The sequence below is a fragment of the Microbulbifer sp. MKSA007 genome, assembly GCA_032615215.1.
Classification (GTDB): domain Bacteria; phylum Pseudomonadota; class Gammaproteobacteria; order Pseudomonadales; family Cellvibrionaceae; genus Microbulbifer.
The window spans coordinates 2,350,146-2,373,783 of sequence record CP128433.1; the positions used below are offsets into that span (position 1 = coordinate 2,350,146).

A 23,638-nucleotide genomic window follows, 5' to 3' on the forward strand; every position below is an offset into this window, starting at 1 on the left:
TGCTACTGCAATTGACTAGTTTGAATGTGCAGGATCTCTTGCCGTTAAAAGTTTGTCTCAGGTTATATATCAATAGATCTTTGTGTTAAAGTCCCTGTCGTCATGATGGTCAATTTAAGGGGTTGAGATCGCTCACCTACCATTGCTGCTGATGTCAAGCGCAGAGATAATTTCATCGTATCTTGCTTTAGAATGGTATCCATAATCTAAGTTGAAATCTTTTGATAGAGAATCATTAAAGGTCTTGGCCAGTTCGAAAATCTCCATCCTCTTTATATAAGTTTCACTGTAAAGTTTCTCAATGAGAGTTTTGTGGGCTCCGTAGATGTTATTCTCTTGGGGGACTAAAGTATATATAGGTTTAGATAGGGCAAGGGCCTCAGAAATCATTGATGAACTGTCTTCGGTTATAAAGACAGCTTCACTTGCACCGAGTATTTCTTCGAGGCTGGCATTGGGGGCCTCATAATCTAGCAAGTTGAAGCATGTATCAAATGGCATGTTGCTTTCAATTAGCTCAGCCACATATTTAGGGGTTCTTCTTGAGGTGCTAATTAGCCATGAAATATTTTGATAGATCGCTATTTTTTTTAGCTCTTCTATCAAGTCTATATAATCCTTCCGTGTGTATTTATAGCCGCTTCCATTGCCTCCGATAAGTAAAGTATAAAAGGGTTTGTGGTGTTTCTTCTTTAAGTTGTCGCCCAATGCTTTGCATAAATTTACATCTATGCGGCTAAATGGAAGGTATTGCCTAGATTTCTTAATGTCCTCTTTGGTAGATAGGGTTAGAGAGAAGTCGGTTTTCCTGAAGCTGTAAATATTTCCTATGGCAATATTCATGCATTGTGTTTTTTGGGTTAGTGCAACGTTCGCAGCAACGCTATTCCCACCAAATGAAATAATTAGATCTGGTTTTCTTTTGAAGGAGGGGTTTCTGTGAAAGAGCATGATAAATTTGTGTGCGTTTCTGGCGAGATGTCGAGTCAATAGTCTTATTGGTTTATTTAGGGCCTTTAAAACTGGTTTACTGGTGGTGATTTCATAAGAATATTTGCCCTTGGAGTGGCGGGAGAGTAGCTGGTATAGCCCCAGCGAAGGACTGAGATGGCCCGGTTTTCCATCGTAAATAATTAAAATGTGCATAACCTTGCTTAATGGTTTGAGAAATGTTTCTAGGGGGCTCTAAGTGAATAGGAGTACCCTAAATTGATTATTCTCAATTTTCTGTAGATGGAGTTTCTATACGTAGTGGCTGAGATGGAGAGTCTCAATTTGCAGATTTAAACTTACAATCTACCTTTAGTTTGTTATCGACTTCTGATGCTGCAGATAGTGGTCTAGCCCTTGCAGCATGATGTAGGTGTGAGAAGGTGTAATTTTGAAACTATTTCTGATCATATTTTTACTTCTTCGGTATAAATAGGGCTCAGATACTATGGTACTGCTGGAATTTTCTTAACAACAGTTAGGATTTTGCCGATATTCCAACGAAAAATGACACATTCAGAAAAAGTAAGTGGCCTTATTCAAGCATTAAATTTTTTACTGTTGGGGGAAATATGTAATAAAAATATCTCTTTTTAATCAGGCAAGCTCTCCCTGAACCTGGTAGAGGTAGGTATAGGTGTTATCAATTATTTATGTAGAAGTTCAAGACATAAATGAACTTATTGGGCCTGGTATTACCTAAATTGGATTTGTGTTAATGTTGGACACTATTTATTGGGCTAAGAAATAGGTTGAAGTCCATATTTTAAGGCCAGGTTGTTTGGTTAGGTGAGTACCCCAAGTATGTCTATGTTTCAAAAACTCAAAGCGTCAATAGGTATTGGTGCAGCTAAAGTTGATACAGTTCTACAAAACTCTGAGCAAGTTCAGGGTGGAATCATTGAAGGGGCTATCCATATCATTGGTGGTGATATCGACCAGCAGGTGGATGCTATAAGTTTAAAGCTCTGCACCGAGATCAAGGTGGAGACCGATGAAGGGGTAAGCCATGAGCGTTTTGTACTGAATGAATTACAGGTACAGGACCCTTTCACTATTGGCGCTGGAGAGAGCCGGGAAGTTCCTTTTCAGTTGGCGTTGCATGAAGAGACGCCAGTTACTGTTTTAAACACCCGTAGAAATAAAAGCTATGTGTGGCTGGAAACTTCCCTGGATATTGATTTTGCGCTGGATCCGAAAGACAGGGATCCCTTGCGGATAAGACCTTTACCCGTTGTAGAGAAGGTACTTTCCATGATCGAGGAAAGTGGCTTTAAAATGGTAAAAGCGGATGTTGAAAAGGGGCATTTGCGTGGAAGCAATTTTGTCTCCCGGTCTGGTTGCTACCAGGAGATAGAGTTTAAGAGTAGTGGCTTATTGACTTCAAAAGAGATTGAACTCTCCTTTATCGTTGATGGTGAACAGGTGCACTGTTTGGCTGAAATTGATCGCAGATTTGGTCTGCGGGGCGATGAATATCATTCGTTTTCATTAGCGCATGATGCGAGTGATAATGAGGTTGTCGCAGCGGTTCAGTCTATTTTGTCTCTATAGATGAGCTGATCCATAGAGTCTGGCGGCACTGAGCTGCCGGGCCCTTAGGGGCAAAAGTGTTCAAGTAAAACAGTATACTCTTAGTATCAACTGCCGCCAGGTTCGTTAGTGATTCAGGAGGGTTTCTTAATGAGATTGGGGGGAGCATAACAGGCAGAGTCAATATCATAAGCTTCTGGCCATTTATGGAGAGCAATTTCGGAGTAAAAATGCATAAAAGTTGCTGTTATTGCTAAATTTTCAGCTTAGCTTTGTCCTGCGGAATTGTTGCGCTTCTGGCCCCGAATCAAAGGGTTAGGTTTCCATAAACCACTTCGGGGGAATCCATGAGCCTTCAAAATATGTATTTCCCCATTTGGCGATTGCCTGAAGAATCGGTAAGACATCCTTGCCTTTCTGTGTTAGCAGGTACTTATATCGCTTAGGCTTTGATTGATATTGTACCCTCACCAACATTCCCTCTGCTTCTAGCATTTTTAATCTTTCTGCGAGTCTGTTGGTTGGTATTTTCTCTGGTGAGTCAGCTAGCTCGCTATAGGTCTCTTTACCACACAGTAAGTCTCTTAGAATAACTAATGTCCACTTATCGCCGAATACGTCCAGTCCGTTCACGATAGGGCATCCCGAACGTAAAAATTGATTATCAGGACTCATGCTCACACTCTTACTGCCAGAAAATGAAATACTAGCCTAGTTACTTGCGAAGTTGAAGTTATTGATTTAGGCTAAGGTTACTTCAACTTTGTAAGTAACAGGGAAAATTTATGTCCAAAATATCTGGAGAATGCCTGTGCGGTTATATTAGTTATTCTTGCTCTGAAGAGCCGGTAATGGCGGGTCATTGCCAATGTACAGATTGTCAGAAAATTAGCGGGGCTGGACACATCGCTAACATCGCTATTCCTCGCGGAAGCTTAGCCATTAGTGGCGATCTTGCATTTCATGAGAAGCAGACAGATAGCGGCAATACAGTAAGAAGAGGTTTTTGCCCTCGCTGCGGTTCGCATATTTATGCGGAAAATAGCGGTATGCCGCAGTTTGAATTTATCCGCGCTGGAAGTCTTCATGACCTGGAGCAATTCAACCCGACAATGGTGGTATATGCTGGTAGTGGTGCATTTTGGGACTATATGGACCCGGAATTACAAAAATTTGAAAAAATGCCAGAAATATGACCTTAACAATCAAAAGTAGGGGATGCAGCGCACAGCTGTTTTTGGGTTAAGGAAACTTCTGAAAATCACATTTCTCTCAATTTATCTCCCTGCAATCCCCATGACTCGCCGCTTACGGGCACAAAAAGGTAACCCATAAGAGTGCCCTTGAGAGCAGTGGTTTGTTGACCTCTAAAGAGATTGAACCCTCCTTAACCCTTGATGGTGAGCAGGTGCATTGTTTGGCAGAATTATTCGTAGATTTGGTTTACGCGGCGATTAATATTATTCGTTTTCGCTAGCGCATGATGCGAGTGATAATGAGACAGCCCTATCAGTTCAGTCCATTTTGTAGCGATAGTTGGCCTGCCTCCAAGAACCCAGCGGCATCTAGGCTGCAAGGCTCTTGGGTTTTGGTTTTTACAGAGTGTCCATTAGGCCTTGAGGAATTCCTCCCAGTTATTAGCCCATTCCCTCAGCGGATCAAGGGTTTCCATTAACGAAACCCCCAGATCTGTCAGTTGATATCCATTCGTACACTTATTAATCAATTTAGCTTCGCTCAACTGTTTGATTCTTGTATTTAGTACCGAAGGGGACATGGCATCACACTGGGCTTGGAGTTCCCTGAAGCTCCGGGGTGTGTTCCTCAGTTCCCACAGTATTCTCATATTCCATTTTCGCCCGAGCAGATCGAATACAGCCATAATGGCTATGCCGCTAGTCGAGCCTCTGACAGTTTTTTTCGGTAGAGGAGTTATCATGGTTCTTGCGCTTCTAAATTAGTAGCGTTACAGTTGCTACGAAATCAGTAGCAATCTTATAGTGTTTTTAGAGAAGAGGGAATGGGTATGTTTTTAGTGGATATGCATTTTAAGGATATGAAAAAGCTAACCCCAGAACTGACTGCGGAGCATAGGCTTTATCTGGAAGGAGAGTACAAGTCTGGAAGTTTACTCTTTGGAGGAAGGAAAAATCCCAGGACTGGAGGGGTTATTGTTTCTCGCCACAACAGTGAAGAAGCATTGCGGAGAGTGCTTGATGAGGACCCTTTTATAAAAAGTGGAGTGGCAGTTTATTCGCTAACCGAATTTGAGCCTGTTATGGCCTCTGAACAGTTTTTACACCTTCTAAAGATGAGTTCGCATTAACAGTCTAAAGAGTGAGCTCAAAGAGGGAGTGCCATCGCATTAATCCCCAAATGTTTTGAGAGGAGTTTGGTATGTGGCTTTGAGGGGGATACCATAGCCTGGAAGGCAGATGAAGTTCTTCAGGCCACATGTAACTTGATTAATCTGAAGTATCGTCTATTTAGCACTTTTGCCTAAAGAAAGGTACGTGATGGCACCATTAAATTAAATGATGCCCGATCATCAATCTCCGATGGTTTCCATTTAAACTACTGCTTGGGGATTATCCTCTACCGCCAAGATGAAAAGATTAGCTATCTATTAGTTTGGTGGAGGTTATTTCTGCAAGCTTAAAGTGGTGTAAAGAGTTGATATATAGCCCCTAAGGAGGGGGAGACGTTATGTTTTTAGTGAACTTGAATTTCCCGGATATTAAAAAACTGACCCCAGAGTTAATGGCGGAGCATGTGAGCTACCTGGAGGGACACTATAAATCGGGAGACCTGCTTTTTGGCGGGGCGAAAGAGCCTAGAACTGGCGCGATAATTATTTCACGTCATCCCTCCAAGGAGGTGCTGCGAAAGGTTCTGGAAGAAGACCCTTTCACAAAACATGGGGCGTCGACTTTTACGATCACTGAGTTTGTACCCGTTATGGCTTCAGAGGAATTTTCCAGCCTCTTGAAAGAACCCTAGATCGGGTTCCTTCGAGGCTTGTGTTACTTCTTACTCAGACAATCTTCGGCCGTGTTATTCGCTAAGGTCTGCGGTGATCACCGAATCAGAGAAGCTCTGATAAGCGGCTTCAAAAGTCTGCGACATGGCATCCGGGAAGAGGTGAAAATCCCCATTTTTTAGCGCGCCAACAATTTCCTCAGCTACTGCACTGGGGGATTCTCCGTCCTCCAGTCCAGCCTGTTTGGCCATATCTGTTTTGATGGGGCCGGGGTGAACACTCAATACTTGTACGCCTCGCTCCTGCAGCGTTTCTCGAAGTGCCTGGGTAATTGCGTAGCTGGCGGCTTTGGATGCGGAATAGGTGCTAACGTGTGGGAAGGTACGCAAGGATACTACCGAATTCATTTGTACCAGGGCGCCTTTGCTCTTTTCCAAATGGGGGGTGAATGCTTTGGCTACACGGACAAGCCCAAAGGTATTCACTTCCAGTTCCTGCTTAAGTGAGTCCTCTACATGGTCGCTTAGCGGGTCTGCGGGCGCAAGTACCCCGGCATTGTTCACCAGAATATCCAATTCCTGAATCGCCTTTGCCGCCGCCCCTACACTTTGGGCTTTTGCCACATCGAGTTCCAATGTGATGACTTTGTCGCCATATTTTTCTGTCAGCTCTGTCGTTGTTTCTGGGTTACGCACGGCCAGATAGACTTTTTTTGCGCCACCGTCGAGAAAGCGCTCGACAATTGCCTTGCCAATTCCGCGGTTTGCTCCAGTTACAAGGGCAGTTTTTCCTTCGATTGAAATGCTCAATTCCGTTCTCCTGTGAAGGGTTGATCAATATTGTACCGATCGGTAAGGTTTGAGCTAAGTCTTACCGATCGGTACAATATTGTCAAAACAATTTTTGGGAGATTGCCAATGGCGGGACGCAAGCCGGAGTTTGATAAGGCGCATGCGTTGGAATCAGCAACGAAAGTCTTTTGGAAAAAGGGCTATGTGGGCGCCTCAATGGCGGACCTGACCAAGGCTATGGGGATTAACAAGCCAAGTCTGTATTCTTCCTTTGGCAATAAAGAGAAACTGTTTGTTCTTTCATTGGGGCAATACCTGGATAGATATGCCAAAGATCGTATGCAGTTCCTGACGGAAGAGGGAGTGCCGTTACGGCAGCGATTGCATAGTTATTTGTTGGCTACCGTTAAAGGGCAAGCGGGGGAGGGAACCCCGAGGGGTTGTTATCTGGCGTTTGGATTATCAGAAACTGCCGGTGACGCTTTGCCCTCTGATGCCATTGACGCTTTAAAAGCTGCTGATGCAGAAGCGGTAAAGCAACTGGTTGACTTGTTTCGTTTTGATAAAGAGTCCCAGGCTATAGGGCTTGATCGGCGTGCCGAGGAGTGCGCTATGTACCTGATTACCCTGCTGCATGGCACAGCATCGGTATTGCGATCCGGGCGAGAACTCAAGGAGGTGGAACCCTCTTTGGAGTTTGCACTTAATGGATTGGGGCTGGAGGCGTGATGGAAGTGGAAATTTAGACCTCTGAGTATTCAGAGGTCTAAATTGAGCTTTAGAAGCGGCGACGGAACATGGGCAGCGGTTGGTCTACCCCTGTTTGGTAGCTATCGCCAAAATCGCTCATCGAGTCTTTAAGGCTTGCCAGAGGCTGCTCGCCTTCAAATGCGTAGGCATTGAAGCCGCAGCGTTGTAAATAGGTCAGCTGGTCTCGCATAAACCCGCCTACTGCGCGTAACTCTCCGGTAAAGCTGTAGCGCTCGCGCAGCATACGGCCTGCGGTAAAGCCTCGACCGTCGGCAAATGCCGGGAAGTGCACGGCAATTACCGGCAATTTGGCAGCTTCTTCCGCAATTTGCTCGGCACCTTCTTCACTGTCCAGCCAAACACCGACTTCGTCACTGCGGGATGACAGCGCATCGCGATGCGCCAGCCACTGTCGCAGTGGCAGGATAATTTTGCCGGAGGGCAGGGTGCTTGGGTCCAACTCCTCTCCCGCTTCCAGTTGGGGTACCAGCTGCCATTCGTTGGTCTTTACTTCACCATCGATGATCAGTTCTGCGGGGTTGCCCGGCTGTGGGCCCAGTTTAGCTGGCTTTGGCATAAACTCTCTCCTTGAAGGGCTGAAGGCCGATGCGGTTGTAGGTGTCGATAAAGGGCTCTTCCGTTTGGCGTTGCTCGACATAGAGGTCGAGGATTTTGCTGATCACGTCTGGCACTTCAGCGCGGGAGAAACTGGGGCCCAATACCTTGGCCAGGCTGGCCTCGTTGGATGCACTGCCGCCCAGCTGAATCTGGTAGAACTCTTCCCCTTTTTTGTCGACGCCGAGGATGCCGATATGTCCCACGTGGTGGTGGCCACAGGCATTCATACAGCCAGATATATTGAGGTTGAGATCACCCAGGTCGTACAGGTAGTCCATATCGTCAAAGCGACGCTGGATGGCTTCGGCTACCGGGATGGACTTGGCATTGGCAAGTGAGCAGTAGTCACCGCCGGGGCAGCAAATCATATCGGTCAGGGTGCCGATATTCGGTGTGGCGAAACCGTGCTTGCGGGCCTGTTGCCAGAGTTCAAACAGTTTGTCCTGTTCGACGTCTGCGAGTACCACATTCTGGTCGTGAGTTACCCGAGCTTCACCAAAGCTAAAAGTATCGGCGAGATCGGCAATAGCCTCTAATTGGGCATCGGTTACATCACCTGGGGGGACACCAGTGGGTTTGGTGGACAACTTAATCGCGCGATAACCGGGTACCCGGTGCGGGTAGGTGTTGCGTTCAAGCCAGCGGGCAAAGGCTTTGTCGCTGTCAGCTTGTTGTTGCAGTGCAGCTTCAGCAGCTGATCCGTCAAACTCGCGATATTCCGGGGCTGTGAAGAAGGATTTAGCCCAATCCAATGCTTCCTGGGTTAACTTTTCAGCGCCGTCTTTAATATGTTGCCACTCTTCTTCCACGCGGCGGCCGAACTCTTCCGGGCCGAGGGCCTTGACCAGAATTTTAATGCGCGCTTTGTACTTGTTGTCGCGACGACCCAGCTGGTTGTAAACGCGGACAATCGCTTCAAGGTAAGAGAGCAGGTCTTCTTCCGGCAGGAAGTCGCGGATGGTCTCGGCAATAACCGGTGTGCGGCCCTGACCGCCACCTACCAATACCTGGAAGCCAATCTCTTCACCGCGCTTGACGATCTGCACACCGATATCGTGTACGCGGATGGCCGCGCGGTCCTGCTCTGAACCACTGACGGCAATCTTGAACTTGCGCGGCAAGAAAGCGAATTCCGGATGGAATGTAGACCACTGGCGAATCAACTCGCAGTAGGGGCGCGGGTCGGCAATCTCGTCGAGTGCAATGCCGGCGAAGGGGTCCGAGGTGGTATTTCGGATACAGTTACCGCTGGTTTGTACCGCGTGCATTTCCACTTCCGCCAGCTCATCGAGAATAGCGGGTACATCTTCCAGCTGCGGCCAGTTGTACTGGAGGTTCTGGCGCGTAGTGAAGTGGGCGTAGCCTTTATCGTAGTCGCGGCTTACGCGAGCGAGACGGCGTAACTGGGCACTGTTGAGCAGGCCGTAGGGAACGGCAATACGCAACATGGGGGCCAGTCGCTGAATATAGAGGCCATTTTGCAGGCGCAGCGGCAGGAATTGCTCCTCGCTCAACTCGCCGGCAAGGTAACGTTCCGTTTGGCCGCGGAACTGGGCTACGCGATCGTTGATGATGGCGCGGTCCCGGTCGTCGTATCGATACATAACAGCTTGATTCCATTGCCTTTGTGCGCTGATGGTGGAGAAAGGGGCAGGCCCCGGACGATTCTCCGCTGGCGCATAACATACCAGCGCTCTTATGCAATAAATAACAATATTTTCCGCTATATCTGTAACCAACAGTTATAAGAGAGATTTATCAGCATAGTGCTTGTCTGTTGTTGCAGATTCGAGGAGCGTTGCAGTAATGGCTATCTATGCCGTCCTGTCTGTTTTTTAGCCGCAACTTACCTGTTGAGTGTAGCGACTCCACTTCGGGGCCCTGGCAAATCGACGCTAATTCAGTTAGCTGTGAATTGATACCGCCTCTCAGTTTACTTGCGGTGATATAAAGTGCGAATCGCCAGTCACATATGAGGCTGGTCAGTGGGTAAGTCAGTGAGTGAATTCCTAAAAAAATATAAGAGGTAAGCGGGATGGCTAAAGATATCCTTGCGGCGATGATTGAGTTTGATGATTCATCAAAGTTTACTGGTGTGAGTAACAGTAATTTCGATGTGTTTGAGGGGGCGTTGGCTCGCGCTAAAGCCATGATGCAAGAGTACTCCGACGATAAATATATAAAGATGTTGGTTGCGCCGGAGTATTACTTTTCAGGGTATGCCTCTAAAGCAAAAACTAATCACATCGACTCTTTAAGCAAGGGCTCCAAGAGTGATATTTATTCCGGCCTGCGCAGAGCTTCCCGTCAGTACCCGAACATTCTGATTGTTGCAGGGACTATTGCTTACACAAAAGGTGGTGGATGTTTTTCTTCAGCATCTTACTTGAGCATTGCTCCCATCCTGGCCGGTGGCAATTTCCTGCTGAAGAAATATAAAGTTGGCAATGATAAGTATCAGACAGATGATGCTTTTTCGACCAAGGCAGGTGACAGTACTTTTTCGTACAAGGGCTTAACTTTTGGCATTGATATTTGTTTGGATCATAACAATAGGATTCTAAAAAACTCGCTGGGTGGTAAAACTGTCGATGTACATATTCTGATTTCCGATGGCTCAAGCCCGAGTCCAGGTTCTCTGGCGACGAACAAGAGTGGTGGTGGAGCCGTGGTGTTTTGCAATATGACGAGTGTTAACAAGGGCAAAGGTGTTAATGGAATTATGTCAGTTTCCCCAAATAAATGGGGCAATCTGAATGTCGATGTTAACAGCCGTACACAGGTTGCTAAGACTGGCCAGGCTCTTACCGGAGGGTTTCATATTGCTCTCTATTCCGGGCAGGCGTAGAGTGGCAGTTGGGTCGGTAAGGTTGTTTGCCGGCCCCGCCTTGCAACTGATGACTTGATTTGCTCTACTTGGGTTGCCGCATCCAGCGGCCCAACTACTTTAAATAACAATAAAGAACGATCGGAGAGATTCGATGAATGATGAAGTAGCTGTAGTTTCTGAAGACGATAATGTAGTGGATGCAATTGCTGCTGTAGCACTGGTCGCAATTTTCGTAGCCACCTGTGTTTTTTGGGTGGCCACGCGCTAGCCCGCTGCTGGCCCGGAGTTGTGTAGTCCCGGGCATTAGCGATAGACATTTAGCTCGGCTTATTTGTATAGCTGCTAGCTGATGGAAAGCACTCTGCGCTCTTAGCCCATATTGCCGAGTACTATTTTCACAATAAGAGCCAATCCGATTACAAATACGGCGGTAAAAACAACGCCGGCAATAACGTACGTCATAATACTGCCACTTTGAAAATCCCTTTCGCGGTTTTTATCACTCTGCACGCCAATCGCGGCGGCCAGGGTACTGACTACCACCTGGCCGAAATTGGGCTTTTTCGCTTTCTTATTATTATCTTCCACAGGCTCACTCCTCGAGGTTGGGACGTAGCCAGCGCTCCAATTCCGGTTCGCTGACCCCTTTTCGTTTAGCCAGGCTTTGCAGCTGATCCCTGCCGATTTTGCCCACATTGAAGTACTTTGCCTGGGGGTGGGCGAAGTACCAACCGCTCACCGCAGCTGCGGGCATCATGGCAAAGTGCTCGGTAAGGCTGACGCCTGCATTTTGCTCCGCTTGTAGCAATTTGAACAGGGTAGCTTTTTCCGAATGATCGGGGCAGGCGGGATAGCCCGGGGCTGGGCGGATGCCCTGGTAGGCTTCCTTGATCAGCTCCTCATTGCTCAGAGTTTCGTCCTCGGCATAGCCCCAATATTCTTTTCGCACCAAACGGTGCAGTGTCTCAGCAAAGGACTCTGCCATACGGTCTGCCAGGGCCTTTACCATAATGGCGTTGTAATCGTCGTGCTTGGCTTCGTAGGTATCTGCCAACTCGTCTGCGCCGATGCCAGTGGTAACCGCGAAGCCGCCCACATAGTCTATTTGGCCGGACTCCAGCGGCGCGACGAAATCTGCCAGGGAGCGGCACAGGCCATCACCACCGCGTTTCTGTACCTGCTGGCGCATATGGTGAAGGCGAGCCAGCTCCTCACTGCGGCTTTCATCCTTGTAGACGATGATATCGTCGCCGACGCTATTGGCTGGCCATAGGCCGAATACGGCCCGTGCGCGCAATAGCTTTTTATCGATAATCTCTTTCAACATACGCTGGGCGTTGTCGTAGAGATCGGTAGCGGCTTCTCCCACAATTTCGTCTTCAAGGATTGCCGGGAATTTACCCGCCAAATCCCAGGAAATAAAGAAAGGCGTCCAGTCCATAGTGTCGAGCAGTTTCTCCAGAGGGAAATCGTCGATCACGGTAAGGCCCAGCTTGTTGGGTCGTGCTGGCTGGTAGTTTTTCCAATCAAATTCCGGAGCGGTATCCCGCGCTTCCTCGTAGGTTAAGCGGGTGTCATTGCGCTTGCGGTTGGCGGTGCGGGTGCGCACCTTGTCATACTCTGCCTGGATTTTTTCCACAAAGGCTGGGCGCAGCTCATTGGAAATCAGGCTGCTGGCCACGCCTACGGCGCGGGATGCATCGGCTACATACACCACCTGGTTGCGGTGGAATTGGGGATCAATTTTTACGGCGGTATGGGCTTTGGAGGTGGTGGCTCCGCCGATCAATAATGGGATATCAAACCCCTGACGCTCCATCTCGGCGGCTACGTGAACCATTTCATCCAGGGATGGGGTGATCAGGCCGGACAGGCCGATAATGTCACACTCCTTTTCCTTTGCTGTTTGCAGAATAGTTGCCGCTGGCACCATCACGCCGAGGTCGATCACTTCATAGTTGTTGCAGGCCAGCACCACGCCCACGATATTTTTGCCAATATCGTGCACATCCCCTTTAACAGTGGCCATCAGGATACGGCCGTTGGAGCGGCTGTCTTCGGTTTTTTCCGCTTCAATATAGGGTTGCAGGTAGGCTACCGCCTGTTTCATAACCCGGGCGGATTTCACTACCTGGGGCAAGAACATTTTCCCTTCGCCAAACAGGTCGCCAACGATATTCATACCGTCCATCAGTGGACCTTCGATCACGTCCAGTGGGCGTGAGGAACTTGCGCGGGCCTCTTCGGTATCTTCCTCGATATAGTTGTTAATGCCTTTCACAAGGGAGTGTGCCAGGCGTTCCTTCACAGGCAATTGGCGCCAGCTCAGGTCCTCTTTGCGTGTGGCACCGCCGCCATCCCCTTGGTATTTGGGGGCAATTTCCAGCAGGGCTTCAGTGGCATCCGGGCTGCGGTTGAGGATCACATCCTCAACTTTTTCCCGCAGCTCCTCTGGGAGTTCGTCGTAAACCGCCAGCTGCCCGGCGTTCACGATACCCATATTCAGGCCGGCTTTAATAGCGTGAAACAGGAATACTGAATGAATGGCTTCACGTACCGGGTTGTTGCCCCGGAAAGAGAAGGAAACATTGGAGACGCCGCCACTGATCTGGGCACCGGGCAGATTTGCGCGAATCCAGCGGCACGCCTCGATAAAGTCCACCGCGTAATTATTGTGTTCCTCAATACCGGTGGCGACAGCAAAAATATTCGGGTCGAAAATAATATCGGTGGGATCGAAGCCGACTTCATCGACCAGCACATCGTAGCTGCGCTTGCAGATCTCAATTTTGCGCTCGAAAGTATCCGCCTGGCCATCTTCATCAAAAGCCATCACCACCACAGCCGCACCGTAGCGCAGGCACAGTTGGGCCTTTTCGATAAACTCCTCTTTGCCTTCCTTGAGGCTGATGGAGTTCACAATGGGCTTGCCCTGGATGCATTGCAGGCCGGCCTCGATCACCTCCCACTTGGAGGAGTCCACCATAAATGGCACCTTGGCGATATCCGGTTCGGTAGCGGCAAGGTTGAGGAAGCGGCGCATAGCGGCGAGTGCATCCAGCATCGCCTCATCCATATTGAAGTCGATTACCTGCGCCCCATCCTCTACCTGGGCGGCAGCCACTTGCAGGGCGGTGTCGTAGTCCTCTTCAAGGATCAGGCGCTTAAATCGGGCGGAGCCAGTGACGTTGCAACGCTCGCCCACATTGACGAATAAGGCGTTTTCATCGGCGACAAATGGCTCCAGTCCGGACAGGCGCAGAGCAGGTTTTATTTCCGGCTGCTGTCGTGGGGGTATATCGGCCACTGCGTCGGCAATTGCACGAATATGATCGGGGGTGGTGCCACAACAGCCGCCGAGGATATTAATAAATCCGCTGCGGGCAAATTCCGCTACGATTGCGGCGGTCTGCTCAGGGGTTTCGTCGTATTCGCCAAACTCATTGGGCAATCCCGCGTTGGGGTGGGCGGAGACATTAGAGGTACAGGCGCCCGATAAGGCTTCCACATAAGGGCGCAATTCGGTGGCGCCCAGGGCACAGTTGAGCCCCACAGAAATTGGCTTTGCGTGGGCAACGGAATTGTAAAAAGCTTCAGTCGTTTGGCCGGAAAGGGTGCGGCCAGAGGCATCGGTAATGGTGCCGGAAATCATAATTGGCAATTCGAAACCCAGCTCCTCAAAGAGCTGCTGCATGGCATAGATAGCGGCCTTGGCATTGAGGGTGTCAAAAATGGTTTCGATTAAGATCAGGTCGCTGCCGCCTTCGACCAAAGCGCGGCCCGCTTCTACATAGTTTTCTACCAGTTCATCGAAAGTGACATTGCGTGCCCCTGGATCATTGACGTCTGGTGAAATACTGGCGGTGCGGGAAGTGGGGCCGATGACCCCGGCTACCCAGCGCGGGCGCTCTGGGGTAGAGAGTGCATCTGCTGCACGGCGCGCGATCTCTGCGGAGGCCCGGTTGATCTCTACTACCAAGTGTTCCATATCGTAATCAGATTGGGACAGCTGGGTCGCGTTAAAAGTATTGGTTTCGATAATGTCCGCGCCCGCCTCAAGGTACTCCCGATGAATCTTTTCGATTAGCTCCGGGCGGGTCAGGCTGAGCAGGTCGTTATTGCCTTTCAAGTCGCGTGGGAAGTCGGCGAAGCGCTCACCCCGGTAATCGGCATCTTCCAGTTTCTCCCTCTGGATCATCGTCCCCATAGCGCCATCCAGAATCAGGATACGCTGCGCAAGCGCGGCATTAATTTGCTCGAGACGTTGGTCGCGGGACTGCTGGGACATTTACCAATCCTTATATTGTCGATCTTTTGCCGATGGTGGGAATGGCGCCAATCTTAGCACAGTCACGCCCACTCACCGGCTGCGACTTACGCCTTTTTGGTTGTTCCACCACAATAACAGAGCAGTTTTGAATAAAGTTGAGCAATTTATAGATACTCTACAGCTCCTAATCACTATAAATCCCTAGACGACCGGTCTAGTTTTGCGTAGAGTGATAGGCATGAAAAGCAGCTATGAAGATACTCGCCAACATTTGTTGGATACCGGTTACACCGTGATGGCCGTAAAAGGTTTCTCCGGTGTAGGTTTGAGTGAAATTCTCAAAACCGCCGGTGTGCCAAAGGGATCCTTTTATCACTACTTTAAGTCCAAGGAGCAATTTGGCGAGGCTCTGCTGGAAGATTATTTTCGCAGCTACCTGGAACAGATGGACGTTGGCTTTTCCTCCCGGGATCAATCTGCCGCCGATAATTTATTGGCCTATTTTGATGCTTGGCAGAAGAGTAGTGGGGAGCGTTACGATGCACACCGCTGCCTGGTGGTTAAGCTTAGCGCTGAGGTGGCAGACCTGTCTGAATCGATGCGGGTTATCCTCAGAGATGGGACTGAGCATATTATTCAGAAGCTCCAGAATTGTATCGAGCTGGCAGGGGAAGACGGTTCTCTGCCTAGCACCCTCAATGCCCGTGCCACCGCAGCTTCCTTGTACCAGCTGTGGCTGGGAGCCAGCCTGTTGGCCAAGTTAAACCGCAACGATACGCCAATGGCAGAGGCGATGCTGGCGACCCAGGAGATACTGGGGAAACACTGAGTTTTTTACTGAGCCCGCGAGGGGAAAACCGTTGCGGGTATTTTTATGGCGCCTTTCTAGACGACCGGTCTAATTTGGCGACTTTGACTTCCATTTTACGAAGTTATGGAGAATAGAGAATGCAATCGAGCGATATAAACCGCCGCCTGGTATTGGCATCCCGCCCTGAAGGTGCCCCGACGACAGATAACTTCCGCCTGGAGCATGCCCCTGTGGTCAAGCCGGAAGTCGGCGAGGTGCTGTTGCGCACAGTATTCCTATCGCTCGATCCCTATATGAGGGGGCGAATGAGTGATGCGAAGTCCTACGCAGAGCCTGTTTCACTGGGAGAGACCATGGTTGGAGGGACGGTGAGCCGTGTGGTTGAGTCCCGATTGAATGGCTTCGAGGAGGGGGATTGGATACTCGGTTATAGCGGCTGGCAGGACTACGCCATTTCTGATGGTACCGGGTTGATTAATTTGGGTAAAAATCCGGATTACCCCTCCTTCTCCCTGGGAGTGCTGGGTATGCCGGGAATCACCGCCTACTTTGGTTTGCTGGAAATTGGGGAGCCAAAAGAAGGGGAGACTCTGGTAGTTGCAGCTGCTACCGGTCCTGTGGGGGCAACAGTTGGACAAATCGGCAAGTTGCAAGGGTGCCGGGTAATCGGTGTTGCTGGAGGTGAGGAAAAGTGTCGCTATGCGGTAGAGGAGTTGGGCTTCGACCTGTGCCTGGATCACCGCGCCGAAGATTTTGTCGATCAATTGGCTGCGGCTTGCCCTGACGGTATCGATATCTATTTTGAAAGTGTTGGTGGCAAGGTCTTTGATGCGGTGCAACCGCTATTAAATGATTTTGCGCGGATTCCTGTATGTGGGCTTATCTCTCAGTACAACGCAACCTCATTGCCGCAAGGCCCGGATCGGACCAGTTTGTTAATGCGGGATGTGCTGACCAAACGCTTGAAAATCCAAGGCTTTATTATTTTCGATTACTACGAACGTTTTCATGAAGCGGTACGTACATTAAGTCAGTGGGTTGCGGAAGGCAGTATTAAATATCTTGAGGATATGGTCGAAGGGTTGGAAGAAACACCCAATGCATTTATCGGGCTTCTGGAAGGAAAGAACTTCGGCAAGTTAGTTGTGCGCATAGGAAATGATGATTGAAGCAAAGCTGACAAAGTTTATAAGGACAGAAATATGAAAATACTGATGGTTTTGACTTCCCACGATGAACTGGGGAATACCGGCAAGAAAACGGGGTTTTGGCTGGAGGAGTTTGCCTCACCTTACTACATCTTCAAGGACGCCGGTGCTGAAGTGACCCTGGCCTCTCCAAAAGGCGGGCAGCCGCCTCTGGATCCCAAGAGTGATGAGCCAGATTTTCAGACGGAGGCGACTCATCGCTTTCAGGCTGACGCCGATGCTCAGCAGGTTCTGGCCAATACCCACAAATTGGCTGATATGAATGAGTCTGATTTTGATGCAGTCTTTTATCCCGGTGGCCATGGTCCCTTGTGGGATCTTGCGGAAGATCCGGTCTCAATTGCACTGATTGAGAACTTTTTTGCCGCAGACAAGCCGATCGGTGCTGTGTGCCATGCTCCGGGCATTTTCCGTCATACACGCCGCCAGGATGGCGCTTACCTGGTGTCGGGAAAAGGTGTGACCGGGTTTGCCAACTCGGAAGAGGCTGCGGTTGAACTGGTGGATGTCGTGCCTTTCCTAGTTGAGGATATGCTCAAGGGAAATGGTGGAAACTACTCCAAAAGTGGTGATTGGGCACCCTACGTAGTGGTAGACGGCAAACTGGTAACTGGTCAAAATCCGGCCTCTTCAGAGGAAACCGCCCAGACTCTTATGGGATTTATCCCCACCTAGGAGAGTGGTGAGGCCGGTCGGTCGAAAGGGTTCCAACTGACCGGTTTCCCTTGAGTCTTTCTGAGAGTAGAATACCCGACAAAGAAGCTTGGTTATTTGAGAGCCTATATGTCTGATTTGAATGTCACTATTACTGAACCCGCTCAGGAATACCTGAAAGAGCTGTTGGCCAAACAGGACTGTGAGGGAATTGCCATTCGCATGTTTGTTTCCAGTCCCGGCACACCTAACGCCGAGACTTGTATCGCCTACTGCCGCCCGGGAGAGGAGGAGGAAGGTGATGTGATGTTGGAAATGAACGGTCTCAAAGCTTACTTCGAAGGGCGCAGCGTTCCCTATCTGGATGATGCTCGGGTCGATTACTCTTCGGACAAGATGGGCGGGCAGCTGACGATTCGCGCGCCCAACTCCCGTATGCCGAAAATTACCGACGACAGCCCTATCCAGGACCGTATCAACTATGTTTTGTACAACGAGGTTAATCCGGGCCTGGCAGCTCACGGTGGCCAGGTAAGCCTGGTAGAAGTGACCGAGGATATGTTTGCTGTGTTGAAGTTTGGTGGCGGTTGCCAGGGCTGTGGCATGGTTGATATGACTTTGAAGGAAGGCGTGGAAAAGACTCTCAAAGAGAAAATCCCCGAATTAGCAGGCGTGAAAGATATTACTGACCACACCGACAAGTCCCAGGCCTACTACTGAGTTCCTGAGACCATTCTGAGTCGGCCAAGTGGCTCAAAAGAAAAAGGCGAACCTTGTGTTCGCCTTTTTTATTTCTGTGAACCTCTCAGGTTAGATCCTGCGTAAGCCTCCCTACGAACTACTCCCACACTGTATATATTTGAAATATTCCTCGGTGCTTTTGAGGCGCTGGGGCAATGTAAAGTGCCGGTGCAGCGATCCAGTGATTGGTCATGCTAGTGATTGCTTGTGCGCCAACTCCAGGGAAGAACAATCTATGTTTGACCAAGTGGTGTTTGCCGGTGGCGGCGTGCGCTGTACCTGGCAGATCGGCTTTTGGGAGTCGGTTGCAAAGGAAATTGATCTGGCACCCAGGGTGGTCAGTGCAGTATCCGCTGGCGCCCTGGTCGCCAGCCTGGTTCTGATGGACAGGTCACTCGATGGAGTGGATTACTTCGTTTCGGCATTTAAATCCAATGGGAAAAATATCCATTGGGGTAATATGTTCCGCAAAGATCCTGTATTCCCGCACTATACAATTTATCGTCGAGCATTAAGCGATTTATTTTCTGGGGGCTTTGATCAACTTAGGGAAGCCTCAGACCTACGTATTGGAGTCAGTACTTCGCCGAAATGGCTGCCTGGTCCGATCGCGTTAATGATTGGAGCAGCGATTGATTACTCTGATACTTATATTTTCCCGAACCTTCACCCCACTACTGCACTTAAATTGGGCTTCCGCCAATCTTTTTATAAAGTTCGTCACTGTTCGGATCCGTCCCAGTTAGAGAAGCTGGTTATTACTTCATCCTGCACGCCACCTCTGACGCCGCGTCTGAAGCAGGGCGGTGCAGAGGTATTGGATGGAGGGGTTGTAGATAGTGTGCCTATTGGTGGGCTGGATACCGCTGAAGGACGGGTGCTTATTTTGCTAACCCGACGTTTCCCACAGCTGCCGGACCGTTTTACGGTACAAAAATTTAACCAGGAATGGACATATGTTCAGCCCTCTGGACATGTTCCACTTAATGTTTGGGATTTTGCCAGTCCGGAAGAGGTGAAAGATACTTTCCGTATGGGGATTGCAGATGGCCGTGCATTTTTAGCGGCACTGAGTGGCGAAGGGCGGTTACTTGAGAGTCCTCCCTGATGTGACTGGGGATATCTTGAATTACTGATTGGAAGGTTACGATCTTAAAGTTACTCATAGGTTTGCACTGAGTGTTGAGATAAAGACACCTTTAGTCTCAATGCCTAGTTGGTTTGAAAAGTGAAGCCTTTTTTATATCTATTTGTATCAAGGTGGTTGGCAGGTTTGCTGATTGTGATGCGTAATAGTTGGGAGAGAGCCATTAACTGTGATCTCGCTTTAACGCTTGGTGGCGATAGAGACAAAAACTCCTGCCTAAAATTAAAACCAAAAATACCCGTATTTATTTCGATAGCCTTTTTTAGAGGGTGTCGTCATGTTTGATCAAATGGTTTTTGGTGGCGGTGGAAGCCGTTGCACTTGGCAGCTTGGTTTTTTGTTATCCCTAAGTCGCGAATTACCGATCCGGCCGAAAGTTGTTTGTGCTGCATCCGGAGGCAGCATGGTAGCGGCACTCATGCTTACGGATCGCTGCCGTGAGGGTGTTAATTACTTTCACTCTGTTTGCAAAAAAAATGAAAGGAATTTCTACTGGAATAATTCATTCCGCAAAGAACCAATTTTTCCGCACTTTGAGATCTATCGCAAAGGGGTACATGAATTTTTTCACGATAGTCTTGAGCCTCTGCGTCAATCTGCCGACCTCAGAATTGCAGTGACTTATCCCCCGGAATGGTTGCCTGTGCCTCTCGCTCTAACGCTGGGGCTGGCAATTTTCTACTCTAACAAACACATCTTTCACGACTTGCATCCAAATACAGCGTTACATCTTGGGTTCCGCCAAATGTTTCACCCCGTGAGTAAATGCAAAGATGGGACAGATCTTGAGCAGCTTATTTTGAGTTCCTGCTGTGCCCCCCATATCCCCAAGGTTGTCGCTTGATGGTGCAGAGGTGCTGGATGGAGCTCTGGTAGGTAATGCTCCGGTCGCTGGCTTGGATGCTAGCAAAGGGCGGGTTCTGATTTTGGATACAGGGAGCTTTCCACACCTACCGAACAGTTTCAGTGTGCAAAGGGGGGATCAGGTGTGGACTTATGTTCAGCCTTCCAGTCCGTTGCCCATCGGGATGTGGAATTTTGCTGACCCCAGTGCGATGAGGCACACCTTGAAAATTGGGGTTGCAGACGGTTATGCCTTTCTTGATGCGCTTGTGTCCGGTAAGGAACGCCTGGTGGAAATTTGAGTATTCAGTGAGTTCAGGATCAAGACGATCAGTTGCACAATGCTTGTGATTCGATTAGCTTATGCAATTAGTTGCATATTGTTGTCGTCATCAATATGTCATCATGAAGGCTGAAACTAATTGGTCAAAAGTGTCGGCGGTAACGCAAAGAGCGGCCTGAAACTGCACTTGAGAGGATGTAAAACACAGAATGGACTCAGGAAGTTCCAGCCGGAAGGCTGCTGCAGGGAAGCGCGATCATGTTTGACCAAGTTGTTTTTGCCGGTGGTGGTGGGCGGTGTACCTGGCAGATTGGCTTTTGGGAGTCCATAGCCAACGAAATTAGTCTTTCTCCGAAGGTGGTTACTGCGGTTTCGGCAGGGGGCCTAATGTCGAGCCTGGTGCTGATGGGTAAGACGGAGGAGGCTCGAGAGCATTTCTGGACTGCGTTCGAGACTAATGAAAAAAATGCTTATTGGGGAAACCTTTTTGGTAAAGAACCTGTGTTCCCCCAATATGGAATCTACCGCAATGCGATGTTAGAGCTGTTTCGCGATGGACTGGAGACCCTTCAGCAGGGCGCAGAGTTGCGAATTGCGGTTGTTCACCCACCAAAAGGCCTATCTGGAGGTTTGGCTTTTGGAGTGGGGGCCATGGCCTACTATGCCGATAAGCATTTTTTACGCAGCCTTCACCCCAAGATCGCCCAGCGCTTAGGTTTTAAGCAGCAATTTTATCGAGCCCGGGATTGTTCCAGTATTGAGGAGTTGGTGGACCTGATTTTGTGCTCCTCCTGTACGCCGCCATTCACCCCAAGACTTAAGTTGCGGGGGCGAACAGCACTCGATGGTGGGGTGGTAGATAACATCCCGGTGGCAGGGCTGGATAATGGAAAGGGAAGGGTGCTGGTGTTGTTGACCCGTCGTTACGATCAGTTCCCGGACATATTTACACAGCGCAAAGGCGATCAGGATTGGACTTATGTCCAGCCCTCGAAACCGCCATTCATCAGTGTTTGGGATTACACAAATCCTGAGCTAGCCCAAAAAACTTACGAGTTGGGGTGTGCTGATGGGAGAGAATTTTTACAAAAACAAGTGAGTGAAGAGGAAGTCTCCAATGAACAATTCCAATAATAAAATAGCGGAATCTATTGCCCTATGGCACGAAATGGTCGCTGCGCGAGATCTGAGTCGCTTACCAGCGATCGTTGCAGAAGATGCTGTTTTTCGTTCACCGGCATTTTTTAAGCCCTACCACAGTTCCGCTGCTGTGTGCCTGATTCTCAATACGGTGATGCAGGTTTTTGAGAGTTTTGAATACGACCGTGAATTTACTACCGAATCGGGACACGATCTGGCTCTTGAATTCGCAGCCTCCATCGGTGATAAGAGCCTGAAGGGATTGGATATTATCCGCTTTAATGATGAAGGTAAGATTATTGAGTTTGAGGTGATGATACGCCCGCTCAACGCCCTGCAAAAATTGGCAGAGGAAATGTCCGGGCGGCTTTCCCAGTATGTGACTCAATATAAGGAAACTCATCAGGCCTAACTTCTAGAAAACTATAGAAGTGTACATTTACAAGTCTTCCACTTGGTTGACTTTAAATTAGGCGTTATGGTTAAGACTTACCCACGTTTAGTAGACACCCTGTATAGTTAGGTTTAGGCCTAACACGGAGGTGTATCATGGGTAAGAAAAAACTCAGGCGTATACGGAGGAGTTCCGTAGAGAAGCAGTTAAGAGAGCGGAAAAGCCTGGAGTAACAACGGCTTCTGTGGCAAGAGAACTAGGCGTCAGCGCACAGCAGATCTACAACTGGCGTCGTCAATTTAATCGACTGTCTGATAAGCAGTTCAATAGTTTAGACGGTGTCGACTATTCCAAACAGGAAAGCGCTGAAGTTCGCAAGCTCAAGAAGGAGCTGCATGAAGCTCGTCAGGAGGTTGAGTTTCTAAAAAAGGCAGCTGCGTACTTTGCGAACCACCAAGAGTAAAGTACGCGCTGATACAAGAGCATGTAGGGTCATTCCCGGTTAGCTTGATGTGTCGGTGTTTAGAAGTCTCAAGATCGGGTTATTATCGATGGCGGGGGCGGTTGCCATCTGCTCGCACGATTAGAAAGATACGAACAATCGAGAAAATCCGAGAGACGTTTTCTGAGTTTAAAGGTCGTTATGGAGCGCCTAGAATCGCTTGCGAGCTTCAAGAATTAGGCGAGTCATGCTCGTGGAACTACGTCGCTAAGCTTATGCAACAGGAGCATATTAAAGCGAGAAACGGCAAAGGCTTTCGATATAGTCAGCCCGTAGAGAGGAATATCAATGTCGCCGCCAACCTACTTAAGCGTTGCTTCGATGTGGATCGACCAAATTGCCGCTGGACCAGTGACATTACGTATATCTGGGTTCTGGAGCGGTGGTTGTACCTCGCGGTAGTTATGGATCTGTACTCTCGACGTATTGTAGGTTGGGCATTTGACTCCCAGATGACCGATGAGTTGACACATCGAGCGTTGAAAATGGCCCTAGAGCGACGACAAATAAAGCCTGGACTAATAGTTCACTCTGACAGGGGTGTGCAATATCGATCGCAGAAATACCAGGATCTCTTGTCCGAAAGTAAGTGCAAGCCGAGTATGAGTCGCCAGGCTAACTGTTGGGATAATGCGGCAATGGAATCATTCTTTAGCAGGCTAAAAGTCGAGATGGTCTATGCCAGAGCATTCGAAAGCGAAGAGCAAGCAAAAGCTGCGGTGTTTGAATACATTGAGATTTTCTACAATAGGGTTCGTAGGCACTCTGCATTGGGCTATGTAAGTCCAGCAGAGTATGAGCGAAAATACGCATAGTTAGAGTGTCTACTTTTTGTGGGCAAGACCAGGTTATACAGCCGTTCAGCTTATGAGGGGCTGTATAACGGGTTAGTATTTATCTATTTGCGCAAATAAACTAGTTTGTAGGCTTTTGCCCAAAGCTTGATATTTCACAGCTTGCAGAGTCTGACTCTACATAACGGACAAACATCTTTGAATTTGAAGCTTTAGCTGCCAAGACGGTTGACCAAAATCGATTTTTACTTTCGGTTGTTGCGGAGTCCATATGGAAGGATGTGCAAACGTTATTGGTATCACCTGCGACATTGAAGACTTTTATAATCCCATTATCTGTGTAATTTTCAAGTTTCCAG

Annotated in this window: 23 protein-coding genes and 1 pseudogene; 17 read left to right on the top strand and 7 right to left on the bottom strand. The window is 48.9% G+C overall.

Going from position 1 to position 23,638, the window contains the following annotated elements; all coding sequences use genetic code 11:
• Positions 1-132: 132 nt before the first annotated feature.
• Positions 133-1,146, bottom strand: coding sequence for an ELM1/GtrOC1 family putative glycosyltransferase (locus QT397_13365; GenBank protein WNZ58280.1), 1,014 nt, complete (start codon positions 1,144-1,146; stop codon positions 133-135).
• 648 nt (positions 1,147-1,794) lie between these two features.
• Between QT397_13365 and QT397_13370 the strand changes: the two genes are divergently transcribed.
• A complete protein-coding gene (locus QT397_13370) occupies positions 1,795-2,544 on the top strand; it encodes a sporulation protein (protein ID WNZ58281.1) in 750 nt (249 codons plus the stop codon).
• A gap of 294 nt (positions 2,545-2,838) precedes the next feature.
• Here QT397_13370 and QT397_13375 read toward each other — a convergent pair whose 3' ends face one another.
• Positions 2,839-3,198: a helix-turn-helix domain-containing protein gene (locus QT397_13375; GenBank protein ID WNZ58282.1), complete on the bottom strand. Its 360-nt coding sequence runs from the start codon at positions 3,196-3,198 to the stop codon at positions 2,839-2,841.
• A 110-nt stretch (positions 3,199-3,308) separates the two neighbouring features.
• On the opposite strand from QT397_13375, the gene QT397_13380 reads away from it, so the two are divergent.
• From QT397_13380 to QT397_13390, 3 genes are all read left to right on the top strand, one after another.
• Positions 3,309-3,719, top strand: coding sequence for a GFA family protein (locus tag QT397_13380; GenBank protein WNZ58283.1), 411 nt, complete (start codon positions 3,309-3,311; stop codon positions 3,717-3,719).
• Positions 3,720-4,549: 830 nt separating this feature from the next.
• Entirely contained in the window at positions 4,550-4,849 is a 300-nt protein-coding gene (locus tag QT397_13385) for a YciI family protein (GenBank protein ID WNZ58284.1), read from the top strand.
• 380 nt (positions 4,850-5,229) lie between these two features.
• The gene (locus QT397_13390) at positions 5,230-5,523 is read left to right on the top strand and encodes a YciI family protein (protein ID WNZ58285.1); all 294 of its coding nucleotides are present in this window, start codon (positions 5,230-5,232) and stop codon (positions 5,521-5,523) included.
• 54 nt (positions 5,524-5,577) lie between these two features.
• On the opposite strand, the gene QT397_13395 is transcribed toward QT397_13390, so the two are convergent.
• Entirely contained in the window at positions 5,578-6,312 is a 735-nt protein-coding gene (locus QT397_13395) for an SDR family oxidoreductase (GenBank protein ID WNZ58286.1), read from the bottom strand.
• Between the two features lie 108 nt (positions 6,313-6,420).
• On the opposite strand from QT397_13395, the gene QT397_13400 reads away from it, so the two are divergent.
• Positions 6,421-7,023 carry a TetR/AcrR family transcriptional regulator gene (locus QT397_13400; GenBank protein WNZ58287.1) on the top strand — a complete coding sequence of 201 codons (603 nt, stop codon included), beginning with the start codon at positions 6,421-6,423 and terminating at the stop codon, positions 7,021-7,023.
• A gap of 49 nt (positions 7,024-7,072) precedes the next feature.
• On the opposite strand, the gene QT397_13405 is transcribed toward QT397_13400, so the two are convergent.
• Positions 7,073-7,621 carry a DUF934 domain-containing protein gene (locus tag QT397_13405; GenBank protein WNZ58288.1) on the bottom strand — a complete coding sequence of 183 codons (549 nt, stop codon included), beginning with the start codon at positions 7,619-7,621 and terminating at the stop codon, positions 7,073-7,075.
• Positions 7,605-9,266: a nitrite/sulfite reductase gene (locus tag QT397_13410; protein ID WNZ58289.1), complete on the bottom strand. Its 1,662-nt coding sequence runs from the start codon at positions 9,264-9,266 to the stop codon at positions 7,605-7,607. The genes QT397_13405 and QT397_13410 overlap by 17 nt, the downstream gene beginning before the upstream one ends.
• Positions 9,267-9,697: 431 nt before the next feature.
• On the opposite strand from QT397_13410, the gene QT397_13415 reads away from it, so the two are divergent.
• Positions 9,698-10,510, top strand: coding sequence for a hypothetical protein (locus tag QT397_13415; protein WNZ58290.1), 813 nt, complete (start codon positions 9,698-9,700; stop codon positions 10,508-10,510).
• 351 nt (positions 10,511-10,861) lie between these two features.
• Here QT397_13415 and QT397_13420 read toward each other — a convergent pair whose 3' ends face one another.
• A complete protein-coding gene (locus tag QT397_13420) occupies positions 10,862-11,080 on the bottom strand; it encodes a DUF2970 domain-containing protein (GenBank protein ID WNZ58291.1) in 219 nt (72 codons plus the stop codon).
• Positions 11,081-11,084: 4 nt separating this feature from the next.
• Positions 11,085-14,780: a methionine synthase gene (metH, locus tag QT397_13425; GenBank protein ID WNZ58292.1), complete on the bottom strand. Its 3,696-nt coding sequence runs from the start codon at positions 14,778-14,780 to the stop codon at positions 11,085-11,087.
• 220 nt (positions 14,781-15,000) lie between these two features.
• On the opposite strand from metH, the gene QT397_13430 reads away from it, so the two are divergent.
• The 11 genes and pseudogenes from QT397_13430 (at position 15,001) to QT397_13480 (ending at position 23,300) form a co-directional block, all read left to right on the top strand.
• Positions 15,001-15,591 carry a TetR/AcrR family transcriptional regulator gene (locus QT397_13430; GenBank protein ID WNZ58293.1) on the top strand — a complete coding sequence of 197 codons (591 nt, stop codon included), beginning with the start codon at positions 15,001-15,003 and terminating at the stop codon, positions 15,589-15,591.
• A 119-nt stretch (positions 15,592-15,710) separates the two neighbouring features.
• Positions 15,711-16,742 (top strand): NADP-dependent oxidoreductase, encoded by a 1,032-nt coding sequence (locus QT397_13435; protein ID WNZ58294.1) that lies wholly within the window; start codon positions 15,711-15,713, stop codon positions 16,740-16,742.
• 33 nt (positions 16,743-16,775) lie between these two features.
• Complete coding sequence (locus QT397_13440; GenBank protein ID WNZ58295.1) at positions 16,776-17,456, top strand: type 1 glutamine amidotransferase domain-containing protein; 681 nt, start codon at positions 16,776-16,778, stop codon at positions 17,454-17,456.
• A 108-nt stretch (positions 17,457-17,564) separates the two neighbouring features.
• Positions 17,565-18,155: a Fe-S biogenesis protein NfuA gene (nfuA, locus tag QT397_13445; protein WNZ58296.1), complete on the top strand. Its 591-nt coding sequence runs from the start codon at positions 17,565-17,567 to the stop codon at positions 18,153-18,155.
• A gap of 256 nt (positions 18,156-18,411) precedes the next feature.
• Positions 18,412-19,284: a patatin-like phospholipase family protein gene (locus QT397_13450; protein WNZ58297.1), complete on the top strand. Its 873-nt coding sequence runs from the start codon at positions 18,412-18,414 to the stop codon at positions 19,282-19,284.
• 316 nt (positions 19,285-19,600) lie between these two features.
• Entirely contained in the window at positions 19,601-20,167 is a 567-nt protein-coding gene (locus tag QT397_13455; protein WNZ58298.1) for a patatin-like phospholipase family protein, read from the top strand.
• On the top strand, positions 20,136-20,468 hold the full coding sequence (locus QT397_13460) for a hypothetical protein (protein WNZ58299.1): 333 nt from the start codon (positions 20,136-20,138) through the stop codon (positions 20,466-20,468). The genes QT397_13455 and QT397_13460 overlap by 32 nt, the downstream gene beginning before the upstream one ends.
• Before the next feature lie 239 nt (positions 20,469-20,707).
• Positions 20,708-21,583, top strand: a complete 876-nt coding sequence (locus tag QT397_13465; protein ID WNZ58300.1) for a patatin-like phospholipase family protein — start codon at positions 20,708-20,710, stop codon at positions 21,581-21,583.
• Positions 21,567-22,001, top strand: a complete 435-nt coding sequence (locus tag QT397_13470) for a nuclear transport factor 2 family protein (GenBank protein ID WNZ58301.1) — start codon at positions 21,567-21,569, stop codon at positions 21,999-22,001. Before QT397_13465 ends, QT397_13470 begins: the two co-directional genes overlap by 17 nt.
• 160 nt (positions 22,002-22,161) lie before the next feature.
• A pseudogene (locus tag QT397_13475) lies at positions 22,162-22,446 on the top strand (transposase).
• A gap of 11 nt (positions 22,447-22,457) precedes the next feature.
• Positions 22,458-23,300: an IS3 family transposase gene (locus tag QT397_13480; protein ID WNZ58542.1), complete on the top strand. Its 843-nt coding sequence runs from the start codon at positions 22,458-22,460 to the stop codon at positions 23,298-23,300.
• Positions 23,301-23,638 lie beyond the last annotated feature (338 nt).

What these genes read in the sequence shown, in the direction of transcription:
- QT397_13465 (WNZ58300.1), top strand. Translation starts at nt 20,708, where the DNA reads ATGTTTGACCAAGTTGTTTTTGCCGGTGGTGGTGGGCGGTGTACCTGG.
- metH (WNZ58292.1), bottom strand. Translation starts at nt 14,780, where the DNA reads ATGTCCCAGCAGTCCCGCGACCAACGTCTCGAGCAAATTAATGCCGCG.
- QT397_13370 (WNZ58281.1), top strand. Translation starts at nt 1,795, where the DNA reads ATGTCTATGTTTCAAAAACTCAAAGCGTCAATAGGTATTGGTGCAGCT.
- QT397_13440 (WNZ58295.1), top strand. Translation starts at nt 16,776, where the DNA reads ATGAAAATACTGATGGTTTTGACTTCCCACGATGAACTGGGGAATACC.
- QT397_13390 (WNZ58285.1), top strand. Translation starts at nt 5,230, where the DNA reads ATGTTTTTAGTGAACTTGAATTTCCCGGATATTAAAAAACTGACCCCA.
- QT397_13450 (WNZ58297.1), top strand. Translation starts at nt 18,412, where the DNA reads ATGTTTGACCAAGTGGTGTTTGCCGGTGGCGGCGTGCGCTGTACCTGG.
- QT397_13410 (WNZ58289.1), bottom strand. Translation starts at nt 9,266, where the DNA reads ATGTATCGATACGACGACCGGGACCGCGCCATCATCAACGATCGCGTA.
- QT397_13385 (WNZ58284.1), top strand. Translation starts at nt 4,550, where the DNA reads ATGTTTTTAGTGGATATGCATTTTAAGGATATGAAAAAGCTAACCCCA.
- QT397_13380 (WNZ58283.1), top strand. Translation starts at nt 3,309, where the DNA reads ATGTCCAAAATATCTGGAGAATGCCTGTGCGGTTATATTAGTTATTCT.
- QT397_13375 (WNZ58282.1), bottom strand. Translation starts at nt 3,198, where the DNA reads ATGAGTCCTGATAATCAATTTTTACGTTCGGGATGCCCTATCGTGAAC.
- QT397_13430 (WNZ58293.1), top strand. Translation starts at nt 15,001, where the DNA reads ATGAAAAGCAGCTATGAAGATACTCGCCAACATTTGTTGGATACCGGT.
- QT397_13470 (WNZ58301.1), top strand. Translation starts at nt 21,567, where the DNA reads ATGAACAATTCCAATAATAAAATAGCGGAATCTATTGCCCTATGGCAC.
- QT397_13400 (WNZ58287.1), top strand. Translation starts at nt 6,421, where the DNA reads ATGGCGGGACGCAAGCCGGAGTTTGATAAGGCGCATGCGTTGGAATCA.
- QT397_13365 (WNZ58280.1), bottom strand. Translation starts at nt 1,146, where the DNA reads ATGCACATTTTAATTATTTACGATGGAAAACCGGGCCATCTCAGTCCT.
- QT397_13415 (WNZ58290.1), top strand. Translation starts at nt 9,698, where the DNA reads ATGGCTAAAGATATCCTTGCGGCGATGATTGAGTTTGATGATTCATCA.
- nfuA (WNZ58296.1), top strand. Translation starts at nt 17,565, where the DNA reads ATGTCTGATTTGAATGTCACTATTACTGAACCCGCTCAGGAATACCTG.
- QT397_13405 (WNZ58288.1), bottom strand. Translation starts at nt 7,621, where the DNA reads ATGCCAAAGCCAGCTAAACTGGGCCCACAGCCGGGCAACCCCGCAGAA.
- QT397_13435 (WNZ58294.1), top strand. Translation starts at nt 15,711, where the DNA reads ATGCAATCGAGCGATATAAACCGCCGCCTGGTATTGGCATCCCGCCCT.
- QT397_13455 (WNZ58298.1), top strand. Translation starts at nt 19,601, where the DNA reads ATGTTTGATCAAATGGTTTTTGGTGGCGGTGGAAGCCGTTGCACTTGG.